Here is a 10,544-nt window from a genome sequence, read left to right on the forward strand (position 1 = left end):
AAACGTTGTATTTAAATAAGCTTCTTTTCCACTCCAGTTTTGTGGGAAAAGAGAGGGGGGGGGCATTTTATGGGTATCGAAAAGCTCCAGAAAGCTTATAGGAAGGGGGAACTAAACAAATACAATATTTTTAATGGATACGATAATCCGAATAAAATGTGCATCTCGCACATTTTAAGCTGTCAGCGTTTGGGTGAGTGAAAATGAGTCCGATATCCGAAGAGCAGAAATCAGAAGTCATTGCCTTGATAAAAGAAGGTAAACTAAGCGCAGAGGAAATCGCAGAGAAAGTCGAAGTGTATCCCGGAACTGTTCGTGCAATTAAAGCTCATTTGACAATGGGCCACTACGAAGCTGAAGAAATCATCGAGATTCTGGAGACAACGTTTGGGCTGGAGCGCGACCTCCAAAAGGCTCTCCGTTCTAACATTGAACAGCTTGAGCAAGGGCTCAAGATTATTGATGGAGGAAAGGAAAGGACCACTAAGGCAGGTAGAATTGATATTACAGCGGAAGATCAGCAAGGTGCTATCGTCGTCATAGAACTAAAAGCTGGCGTTGCTAATCCTGATTGCATTGCTCAAATATTGTCTTATATTGGTGCCCTTAGTGCGGAAGAACAGAAACCATTGCGAGGAATTTTGGTGGCTGGGGATTTCCCTGATCGCGTAATGTATGCGAGTCGTGCCGTGCCCAATCTGCTACTGAAGAAATACACCTTCAGATTTTCATTCGAGGGGGTTCAATAATGTACCGAGGTGAAGCGATTATGGAAATCTATTCCCTCGAGCAGGTTTCACAAATCATCAACGGTTACAAGTTACTCGACCAAAACGGTGCACTTTCCTCGCTTCTGGAGCGGATAACTCGCTGTAATAACTGCGCAGTGGCCTATCCATCCCGCGATGACCAGCCTGTAAACGCATTAGTACGCCCTCTTCTGCTCGCCAAGTTGTCCACGGAAGATCAGATTATTGACCTGTGCAGGGCGATTCAAAGGGAAGATACTTATTTACGCACTCTCTTCAAGAAAGCCTTCGATCCTGACGAAATCATAGCGCAGCTAGGATCTCGCAAATTCGCGATTGGTCTGCTGCCATGGCTGGATCGCTGTATGCTCTTTCGAAGAACTGAGAAAACGAAATTGATGATCATCGGGATCGATTACAAGCATTTCCCCTGCTTTTGTCAGCGGGAAAAAGAGCACAATTTCCCGTTAGATAGTTACCAAAAACGAATCAACACGTGGGGACCGAGTTGGAGAAATTTTTGGAGTAATCTTTTTGATAGCCCTTATAATGACCAACAGGTAGACAGGTTTCTAGCGATGAACGGCGTATTCATGATTAATTCGATGCTCTGCTTTGGTAATAATAACGAGCCACAGGAACATTTCCCGGGCTATTTGAACTGCTGCCGTGGTCACATTAGAGCGCTTATAAAGATCGTACAGCCCGAAATTGTGGTCTCGTTTGGGAAACTGGGCTGTGAAAATGTCGCCGCACTTCTCAATGAGCAGAACACGGATAATTCTGTGCTCAGACGAGTAGCTCATCCGGGGACGTCTTTTAGAGCAAAAATTGCAGCGATTCGAGGGTCAAAGAATTATCGAGAAGGCATAACGGTAAGTTACAACTCACACCCGATCGTATTCTGGCCACTGTATCAGCCTGCAAGGAAAAGATACAGGTACGAGGAGGATTATCACGTCTTACGAAGGCTGCTGGGTGGTGCAAAACCAGTTCAGCTGAAGCAAGAGGAAAAAGCAGCTGAGCAGGTAACACCTGAGAATCAGACAATGAAGACGATCGAGGCCATCGGCGTTTTGAAGGATTTACAGGCATCATCAAATCTGAGTACGGAACAGAAGAAGCTCCTGGAAGAAGTGACGAAGACTTTTGAGGGATTCTTACCAAAGAAAAGGCACCTTCAACAACAGATTTTGGACTCAGTTCTACCAAACTGACTGTGCTTCTCCAGCTTCGACATAGAGCCCGATTCCATGCCGATCGCACTGAAGTTAAATATAATTGAGGAAGTAAGCACTATTGATGGTATGATTAAGTCCGCCTCTTTAACAAACGAGAGGTGGAAACGTGACATTTGCAGGAGTGGATTTGCATAAGAGTTTTTGTCAGGCCATCGTATGTACACACGAGGGCGACGTGCTTAAGGAAGGGCGAATAGCAACTGAGCAGCAGGACATAGAGGAGTTCTTTTCGGGTCTTGAGGGTCTGGAGATCGCGTTGGAGGCGAGCACCAACTACGAATATTTCTATGATCTCCTGGAGAGCCTGGGGCATCACGTTGTGGTGGCGCATCCGCTGAAGACGCGGATGATAGCGGACGCAAAGGTAAAAACGGACAAGCTTGATGCGAGAATCTTGGCGGATTTGCTGCGGGGCGATCTTCTGCCGACCTCCTATGTCCCCCCGAAGGAGCAGCGGGAACTACGGCATCTGGTACGGCACCGGATCGCGCTGGGACGACTTCGAGGCAGGCTTAAGACCCAGATAAAGACCGAATTGAGGCGGAAGAACGTCAAGTATCGCGAGGGGGCGAACTGCTTTACCGAGAAGGGTAAAACTGAGCTGAGACGCTTGCATAATCCGGTGATTGACTCGTATCTGACAATCTACGCGGTGGTGGAGGACGAGCTCAAGAAGATGGATCGGGCGATCGCGGAGGCGGGGACGCGGTACGAGGACGTGAGGTTGTTGACCAGTATCAAGGGAATAGGCGTGTATTCTGCATTAGTGATCTATTCAGAGATTGGCGACGGATCGAGGTTCCCTACGGATGACCACGTCTTCTCCTATGCAGGGCTCACTCCGCGGGTTCATCAAACCGGCAATGAGCAGTATTACGGTCGAATAACGAAGGAAGGTTCGAAATACCTGCGTTGGATCCTCGTGGAGGCTGCACGGATCCACGTGCAGTGGTGTCCGGAGAGCAGGATAACGAAACATTATGAGAAGATAAAACGGAAAAGAGGCGAGAAGATTGCGATCATAGCAGCAGCGAGAAAGCTCCTTCAGGCGATCTACTACATGTTGAAGCATAAAGAGCCGTTTCGCATCGAAGGGTAGTGCTGCAGACTTTGGTTGAAAACATGCGGCAGAGACCGCGACAAGTTGATTAAAGCGCAGAGCTACCCAAGGACGGAGTTTGCCATAGTGCGGCCGAAGACCGCGAATAGGTGTATGTCTTGTCCTGAAAAATGCCGATGAGGAACGAAACTGTTAAATACCGTGAGGTGGTAAGTAAAGGGTGACGGCGGACTTAACATAGGTGTTTTCATCCCTATTCAACCATTCTTTAACTTGTTGAAAGTTATCATGTTCTATCCAGTGACCAACCGCGCGTTTCAGAGAACCGTTGTACCCGAAAATGGGGACAAGCTCACTACGCATTTTATCGTTTTTATCTCCAAGTGGTAGCGCCTTTCTGAAAAGTTTACTGGTGGCCGATTTCCCTTTCACTATGACTAGATCTTTGTCTGAATATTCTATTTTTAGCTCCTTTAATCTGGAATATCTTTTTGAATGTGCATTGTTTGGTAACTCTTTAAAAACAGACTCGTAATCTGTAATCTCCAAAAAATCATACACCTTATCAACATTAAAGTAACCTATAACAAAAAGGTGTGACTTATTATCAGAGTCTTTGAGCTGTAACCCAGCATAAAAGACGAGCAAATCGCCGGGCTCTAATTGTGACAATTGATTCCGTTTCACCTTTGTAGGGTCGCCGTACGTATACGTCGTAAATTCAGGATCATAGTGGGGATGAGAATACCAGATTTTTTTCGGAACGAAATCCAATAAGGGTCTACCAGTTATTCCTTTCATAGTTACATAAACTCTGCGTTCTGAGGTTGCCTGTTTCTCAGGCAGGGGGATATATTCAAATGATCCGTCTCTAAATAGAGGAGCAAGGCATCCTCCTGAGCCCTTATCAATACCCACCCTTAGCAATAAAGCTTTCATAACATTATCTGCTAGTATGAAACATTTAATGTTTTTTTTATATTTATTGAGTATTGACCGATACTGTAATTAACGTGTTCTTTTTTCTTGGCCGTGAAAAGTTCAGTTCCGCTGTTCTAGTGGGTATCGAAATCATTATATTCTAAAGTTTGCAATGCTAGAGCTGCATAGACTTCAAAAAGTGTCTGGATAATTGGATCATTAACTTCAATGACTTGGACAGACATTTTTGAAACTCTCGCTTTCGCTTCTGAAAATAAATTAGCAAAAGTCGGATCTTCTTCGAGTTTTGCCCGGGGCTTACTTACATCAAGTTCTTTTTCCTCTGCAATTTTCTTCGCTAAGTTGAAAGCAAACGGGGCACTGTTATGTTTTGAACTCGACCATCCATGTTGCTTGATACGATTTTTCATCCGATTCGTGCGACCAACATAGAGCGGCTTTCCGTCCTCGTAAAAGACGTAAATGCCCCTTTCCGGGAGGTTTTCTAAATTACTCCAAAGAATTAAAGGCGAACCGACCAGCTCCTCCAACAAACTAGGAAGCCGATCAACTAACTTTTTGAACTCTTTATTCATTCACTCACCTTTTACCTATAATCACCTCAAAATCCTCTTTTGATATTTGCCGCATGGCCTTCCCCATCAAATGCCCGCTCCATTTCTTCTTGTTCGTTATGAACTGTAACCCGGGAATGAGCGGCTTGAACGCCACAGGCTTCTTGAAGATGTCAACGGGCTTGAGCCTAACCCGAAGCGGGAACAGTTCGTTGCCCATGCCCTTCGGTGTGCTAAATATCTTGCTCTTATCGGTGTAAACCGCAGATGCTGCCGAGAAGACGCCCGCGATCCTTGATTCTTTAATCTCGTCACCAATTTTTCCTGCTTAAGGTACATCAGCAGCGTATCGCCTAGTATCACCTTCGCGATCGTGTTCCGGTGCCGTTCCGCAACACCCCACACATTCCTCTGTTTCACCACCTGCCAGTTCTCTTCATTCGTGATACAAAGCCAGTAGGTCATTTTTGGTTTCACCACCTTTGGCTCAGAACGCAGTAGAAAGAGCCGAGCGTTTGGTGCTCGAGCTCCAAAAAATGCTCGAGCAAAACCGTAAAAAAACAAGAGGATTTAATACTCTTTGTTTTCCAGCTCCTACAAGTAGCTTTCTTGCGTTACGCCCTCGTCGGTGATCACCAGATAGTCCGCGGCATCACCGACCCACGAGCCGGCATTTGCGGTTCGCGCGGCCATATTTACGTACGGCTTGTGCGTGTGCCCGTAGATCACAAACCCGTCCTCGTAATGGCCGCCCTTGCCTACCAGAGCGATCGCGTACTTCGGTAGCTTTTCCAGGTCACGCTCTTCCGGCGGGAGCGTGATTCGCGCCGTTTTCTCTTTTACCCAGAAACCCCCGATCAAGGTGTTCCAGATACTGGTCTTCGAAGTGACCAGATTCCAGATCGTATCGGCGCACTTACCCACGTTCTCGCCCTCCATGCAGAGCCGGTCCGCGAAGAGCTCGTAGAGCTCCAAATTCTCAACGATTTTGCTCTCCAGCTGATACCCGTGGATGAAGTGGTACGTCGTCTCACCATACTGGAGTGCGAGGTCATGGCGCTGGAGCAGCGGATCGAGATCGAACACGTGCCCGAAGTGCGAGTCCGGGAACTTGAAGGCATGATAATCGTGATTACCCACGACAAAGGTGACGTTTATGCGCGGCTCGAGGCTCATGAGCTTCTCCATTACATCGGTATTATCGAGCGAAGCGACGATGAGTCACATAATAATATTTCTTTTCTGGTGCTTTGGACTTTAACCAAAATATTAATTCTATCTATGACCAACCATTACTATAGTTACTATGATCATTTACGACTTCGAAATAGATGATCAGCTCGTCATGGAAAACATGATGGGGCCTAATGCAATTCGAATAGTGGAAGAGATGACGAGGTCTCTTGACCTGAAAGAAGGCATGAGGGTTCTCGATCTCGGTTGCGGAAAGGGTTTGACATCGATCTTCCTCGCAAGAAAATTCGGTGTAACCGTATATGCAACGGACCTCTGGATAAGTGCCACAGAAAACTATCAGAGGTTCAAGGACCTGGGACTCGAGGACCTGATAATCCCCATTCATGCGGAGGCCCATGACCTGCCCTATGCCGAGGAATTCTTCGATATCATCATCAGTGTGGATTCGTTCCATTACTTCGGTCACGAGGAAGGGTATCTAGACAAACATCTGGCACCTTTGTTGAAGAAGGGAGGTCAGATACTGGTGGGAGTTCCCGGGCTCAAGAAGGAGTTCAACGGGAACATTCCGGAGGAGATGAGACCATTCTATCAGGATGATTACAATTTCCATACCGGTGAATGGTGGACTGCATTGTGGGAGGACTCGGAACTTGTTGAAGGGGTCTATTCGAAAGAATTGGATTGCCATGAACAGGCATGGGTTGAATGGCTCTCCTGTGACCATGAATATGCAAAGCGGGACAGTGCAATGATGGAAGCAGAAGGCGGTAAATATTACGCAACCGTATACATAAGATCCTCGAGGAAATGATATCATCAGATTTGATGGCAAAGAACTATTTGAAATGGATAAACACCCCTCTGCTCTTCCCACAGCGTTCCGCGCATATATGACGTTTTCACCGTAGCGATAGCGGAGGTGAAAATGTGGCGAAGCCCGGAGCGACCATCGGGAGCGTAGCATATATGCGCTGTTGTGCGATGGGCAGAGCGGCAATTTCAGTATTTAGTTTATTTCTTAACCCCGGCCCCTTTTCCCACCGGAGCACAGGACGTGCGAAGACGGATTTAACGTGCACAGCAGCTTAATTTGGTTATATCTCTTTCAAATGCGATTGCAGCCAGCTTAATTCCCTCACTTAAGGTTAGGTATGGATAAAGATTTTTCGCCAGTTCCCAAACCTTAATCCTGAAATTATCGAATCGGAACAGATCCTCATCAACAACAGAGGGACCTCGTTGAGGTTTCCTGAAATATTTCCAGCGCAACATCATCCAGACATTTTGAAACAGCATCGATACCAGGAACAGATAATATCGGATAGCTGGAGATCTTATTGTAGTTCTGGGTCGTACCGTATTTCTTATAGGATACGATGATTCGATACCGAATCTCTTCTCGTATATCTTTGATATTTTGTATGGAGATAATTCAAGCCCCGAACAACCCTTGCGCGATCAGGAAGATGGTGAGCGGTAAATCTGAGCGTGTGATGCCATCGTTGAAGGTGATGACGCTCAGGACACCTGCTGCGATGACAAGAAGGATGCTTCATGGTGTCGTTCCCATGCGCAGTGCTCCTGATAGAAATTCCACAGGAGTCTGTGCTGTCTGCCATGAGTTCGTGCACCCTCCATTGGTTCACCGCACATGAAATAACTACCTCTTCCATAAGTCATGCTCCCTTCTCGGTTCGCCACTGTGCTGATATCGCCTCGACGTCTGCTCTGACTGCACTGCGGGCATCGTCCCGGTACCATCCGTCCATCAGCAGCTCGTCATAGGTAGTGAACCGATGGCGGATATGTGCTCGTACCGCGAGCTGAATGGCCTGTTCGTCGAGCTCTTTCGCGGCCGCCGAACGGCCGACCCGTCCGCTGTACTTCAGGCAGGCATACTCCGCGATCTCATGCTCAACGCCCGCAGGGCATGCGGGATAGAGGCGGCGAACCGTAAGGGCGAACCGCGAAATATACGCCTTGTCACGTGCAGCGCGAACCGTTGCGGCTTTCTCACGACGTGCCGCACGGAGATCCGCATCAGCGCTGCACGCTGCCGCTGCTCGGGCGATCGCTGCGGGCTCAACGAGTATCCCCTGACGTTCGTATCGTTTTCTTGTAGAGCTCCATGTCACGACGACCGCGCTTAGGTGCGAGTATTTTGTTGCGCGGCGGGTGAGCGCGGCATCGCCGCTGGGCAGGAACGCCAGGTGGTCAAGGTCCGCACAGTCCATACAGAGCGGTTTATCGCCTTCTAGCTTGAGAAAGTCCCCGCGCGCGAGCTGCTTGCCACAATCACTACAGGTTCCTTCTCGACCTGCAATGAATACCACGAGCTCCTTCTTGCGTGCCATCTTTCTGCCTGCATGCACCGTGATAAATCTGTTTGAACCACGTCCTTTTAGCTCTCTTCATGCACGCAGGTAACGACGTGCTGCTGCCGCCGATCGAGTATCTCACGCGACGGCACCGGATTCTGTTGTAATCTGTCATCTGTTGCACTGTAGGGAACGATCGGTGTGTGTGTATGTGTGACCTGCCAGTAAAGATCCCGGTGAAGGTCGCCGCTTTCAAGCTGCTGGTCACAACCAACCACCACAAGCTTCTTCTCGCACGCAACGAATAGAGTCTACCGTGACGCAGGACGAATACCGCGGGACAACAAAAGAGGATTGGATGCGGACAATGGTGTCTGTTACGCTGTTCGCGGCCATTACCATTATCGGGGCTATTTTGCTGGTACCGTCCTACTGGTATATCTGGCTCGTTCTTGTTGCCGTAAGTCTGTTGTTACTGTTGCGATGGCATGCACATACGTTCGCGTACCGGTGCGCGAACTGCGGGCATGAATTTGAGCTATCAGCCTTTGCCGATCTCATCAGTCCACACGGCCCGGGTAACGGTGGTGGTTGGAAATACCTCAGATGCCCGAACTGCCACAAACGATCGAGAGCAACAGTGATACGGAAGCACAAGAACTGAGCGCGCGCGAGCGCGCAAATGCCCGCGGCACCGGGCTATGAGGAGCGTTCGCGCTTCCAGACGGTTGTGAGGTTCGCTCGCTCTTAGAACCGCACCGTTTAACTTGTATCATCGGGTCATTTACGATTATTGGAGCTCAGGAGAGAGAGCCACGTGATGAAACCGGTAATCAAAGACTTCAACTGTTTCGCCGCTGCGGAGCTCTATGCGCTCTACCGGGATGTCTACTCGTCATCAGCAGGGATGAGCGAAACTCTCGAAGATAAGTATCCCAGCCTTGACGATTTCACCGCGGACGTGGCCGCGCTTGAGCGCCTTCCGGGAGCCATCGCTCTGGCTGTTGAGCTCGCAGGACGGCCAGTTGCTTACCTTACCATCAGACCGCGGAGCCAAGCCCGGCTTCGGCACACGGCTGACCTGAACATGGGTGTCGCACAGGCAGTACGCGGACAGGGCCTCTGACGCCTGATTCTCCAGGCGGCACTCGAACGCGCTTCCGCCTCAGCCGAACTTGAAATCCTGTATCTCATGGTCCGTGCAGATAACGAGCCTGCAATCCGGCTCTACAAGAAGATGGGCTTCGAGGTGGTGGCGATACTGAGTCGTGACACCAGGATCGGTGACGCTTATTTCGACGGCCTCCTGATGCGCACGTTCGTGACGAGATAGCGTGCACAGCACCACAGCTGCGTGCAGGTTACGTTACGGTCCGCCTTGCTTATAATCAGAGTATATGAAGGGCGAAAGGCATCGGGAGATGCGATTCCCCCATTCGAAAAGGCAGTGAAGGAGATAGAGCGAGAGCGAGCGCAGAAGTAATCTCGTTTTCCAGCTCCTACAAGTAGCTTTCTTGCGTTACGCCCTCGTCACTGATCACCAGGTAGTCGGCGGCGTGGCCGACCCACGAGCCGGCATTTGCGGTTCGCGCGGCCATATTTACGTACGGCTTGTGCGTGTGCCCGTAGATCACGAACCCGCCCTTGTAATGACCGCCTTTGCCCACCAGATCGATCGCGTACTTCGGCAGCTTTTCCAGGTCGCGCTCTTCCGGCGGGCGGGTGATCCTCGCCGCTTTATCCTTTACCCACGAATGCAGGATCAATTTATTCCAGAGATCGGTCTTTGCCGTGGCCACGTGCCAGATCGTATCCGCGGCCTTACCCACGTCATCGCCCTCCATGCAGAGCCGGTCCGCGAAGAGCTCGTACAGTTCCAGGCTGCCAAAGCGTTTGTTCTCCAGCTGGTACCCGTGGATGAAGTGGTACGTGGTGTCACCGTACCTGAGGGCGAGGTCACGCCGCAGCGGGTCGAGATCGAACACGGTTCCGAAGTGCGATTCCGGGAACATGAACGCATGATAATCGTGGTTACCCACGACAAAGGTGACGTCAATGCGCGGCTCCAGGCTCATGAGCTTCTGGATGACATCGGTATTCTCGAGCATCACACCCAGTGGATCCCGCCGCCAGAGATCGAAGATGTCGCCCAGCAGGATCAACCGCTCAACATCATCGCCCAGCTCGTCAAGGAACGCCATGAATTGCTTCTTGTTGCTCGCCGGAATCCCTAAATGAAGGTCCGAAACTACCACCCACTTCTTCGTCATGGTGCTCTTCCATTCCAATTCAATCCCTTATGCAGCAGTAGCTACGAGTAAACTGTACAGTGAGGGAGTATTTATAAGTATCTGTAGAGCGGGGCTGTAAAGTAAATGGGTGCTGGCAGCAAATGTGACTCGAAAATTATCCCGCAGAGTGGAACATAGTGCTCGTGATGGGTGATTTAGATCACTAACCCCCAACAGCTTGACAGCCGC

The 10,544-nt window shown here is 49.5% G+C and carries 13 protein-coding genes and 1 pseudogene; 7 read left to right on the forward strand and 7 right to left on the reverse strand.

The window, feature by feature from the left end:
• The first annotated feature begins 203 nt into the window (after positions 1-203).
• The 3 genes from ENN68_00145 to ENN68_00155 all read left to right on the forward strand — a co-directional run bounded on the left by ENN68_00145 (position 204) and on the right by ENN68_00155 (position 3,089).
• The gene (locus ENN68_00145) at positions 204-749 is read left to right on the forward strand and encodes a DUF91 domain-containing protein (protein HDS44511.1); all 546 of its coding nucleotides are present in this window, start codon (positions 204-206) and stop codon (positions 747-749) included.
• On the forward strand, positions 749-1,966 hold the full coding sequence (locus ENN68_00150) for a hypothetical protein (GenBank protein ID HDS44512.1): 1,218 nt from the start codon (positions 749-751) through the stop codon (positions 1,964-1,966). Before ENN68_00145 ends, ENN68_00150 begins: the two co-directional genes overlap by 1 nt.
• A gap of 130 nt (positions 1,967-2,096) precedes the next feature.
• Positions 2,097-3,089: an IS110 family transposase gene (locus ENN68_00155; GenBank protein ID HDS44513.1), complete on the forward strand. Its 993-nt coding sequence runs from the start codon at positions 2,097-2,099 to the stop codon at positions 3,087-3,089.
• 153 nt (positions 3,090-3,242) lie between these two features.
• Here ENN68_00155 and ENN68_00160 read toward each other — a convergent pair whose 3' ends face one another.
• From ENN68_00160 to ENN68_00175, 4 genes and pseudogenes are all read right to left on the reverse strand, one after another.
• A complete protein-coding gene (locus tag ENN68_00160) occupies positions 3,243-3,989 on the reverse strand; it encodes a hypothetical protein (protein ID HDS44514.1) in 747 nt (248 codons plus the stop codon).
• A 116-nt stretch (positions 3,990-4,105) separates the two neighbouring features.
• A complete protein-coding gene (locus ENN68_00165) occupies positions 4,106-4,567 on the reverse strand; it encodes a hypothetical protein (protein HDS44515.1) in 462 nt (153 codons plus the stop codon).
• Positions 4,568-4,571: 4 nt separating this feature from the next.
• Positions 4,572-5,011 (reverse strand): annotated as a pseudogene (locus tag ENN68_00170) (EVE domain-containing protein).
• Between the two features lie 129 nt (positions 5,012-5,140).
• Positions 5,141-5,722 carry a hypothetical protein gene (locus tag ENN68_00175; GenBank protein HDS44516.1) on the reverse strand — a complete coding sequence of 194 codons (582 nt, stop codon included), beginning with the start codon at positions 5,720-5,722 and terminating at the stop codon, positions 5,141-5,143.
• 178 nt (positions 5,723-5,900) lie between these two features.
• Here ENN68_00175 and ENN68_00180 point away from each other — a divergent pair, with 178 nt between their 5' ends.
• Positions 5,901-6,557, forward strand: a complete 657-nt coding sequence (locus ENN68_00180; protein ID HDS44517.1) for a methyltransferase domain-containing protein — start codon at positions 5,901-5,903, stop codon at positions 6,555-6,557.
• 865 nt (positions 6,558-7,422) lie between these two features.
• Here the strand turns inward: ENN68_00180 and ENN68_00185 are convergent.
• Entirely contained in the window at positions 7,423-8,100 is a 678-nt protein-coding gene (locus tag ENN68_00185) for a DUF2293 domain-containing protein (protein HDS44518.1), read from the reverse strand.
• 47 nt (positions 8,101-8,147) lie between these two features.
• Positions 8,148-8,345: a hypothetical protein gene (locus ENN68_00190; GenBank protein ID HDS44519.1), complete on the reverse strand. Its 198-nt coding sequence runs from the start codon at positions 8,343-8,345 to the stop codon at positions 8,148-8,150.
• A 35-nt stretch (positions 8,346-8,380) separates the two neighbouring features.
• Here ENN68_00190 and ENN68_00195 point away from each other — a divergent pair, with 35 nt between their 5' ends.
• From ENN68_00195 to ENN68_00205, 3 genes are all read left to right on the forward strand, one after another.
• Positions 8,381-8,728: a zinc ribbon domain-containing protein gene (locus ENN68_00195; protein ID HDS44520.1), complete on the forward strand. Its 348-nt coding sequence runs from the start codon at positions 8,381-8,383 to the stop codon at positions 8,726-8,728.
• A 156-nt stretch (positions 8,729-8,884) separates the two neighbouring features.
• A complete protein-coding gene (locus tag ENN68_00200) occupies positions 8,885-9,190 on the forward strand; it encodes a hypothetical protein (protein HDS44521.1) in 306 nt (101 codons plus the stop codon).
• A 3-nt stretch (positions 9,191-9,193) separates the two neighbouring features.
• Complete coding sequence (locus ENN68_00205; GenBank protein HDS44522.1) at positions 9,194-9,397, forward strand: N-acetyltransferase; 204 nt, start codon at positions 9,194-9,196, stop codon at positions 9,395-9,397.
• A gap of 166 nt (positions 9,398-9,563) precedes the next feature.
• Here ENN68_00205 and ENN68_00210 read toward each other — a convergent pair whose 3' ends face one another.
• Complete coding sequence (locus ENN68_00210) at positions 9,564-10,334, reverse strand: hypothetical protein (protein ID HDS44523.1); 771 nt, start codon at positions 10,332-10,334, stop codon at positions 9,564-9,566.
• Between the last annotated feature and the right edge of the window lie 210 nt (positions 10,335-10,544).

Source organism: Methanomicrobia archaeon, assembly GCA_011049045.1.
In the GTDB taxonomy this organism is placed as follows: Archaea; Halobacteriota; Syntropharchaeia; order Alkanophagales; family Methanospirareceae; genus JACGMN01.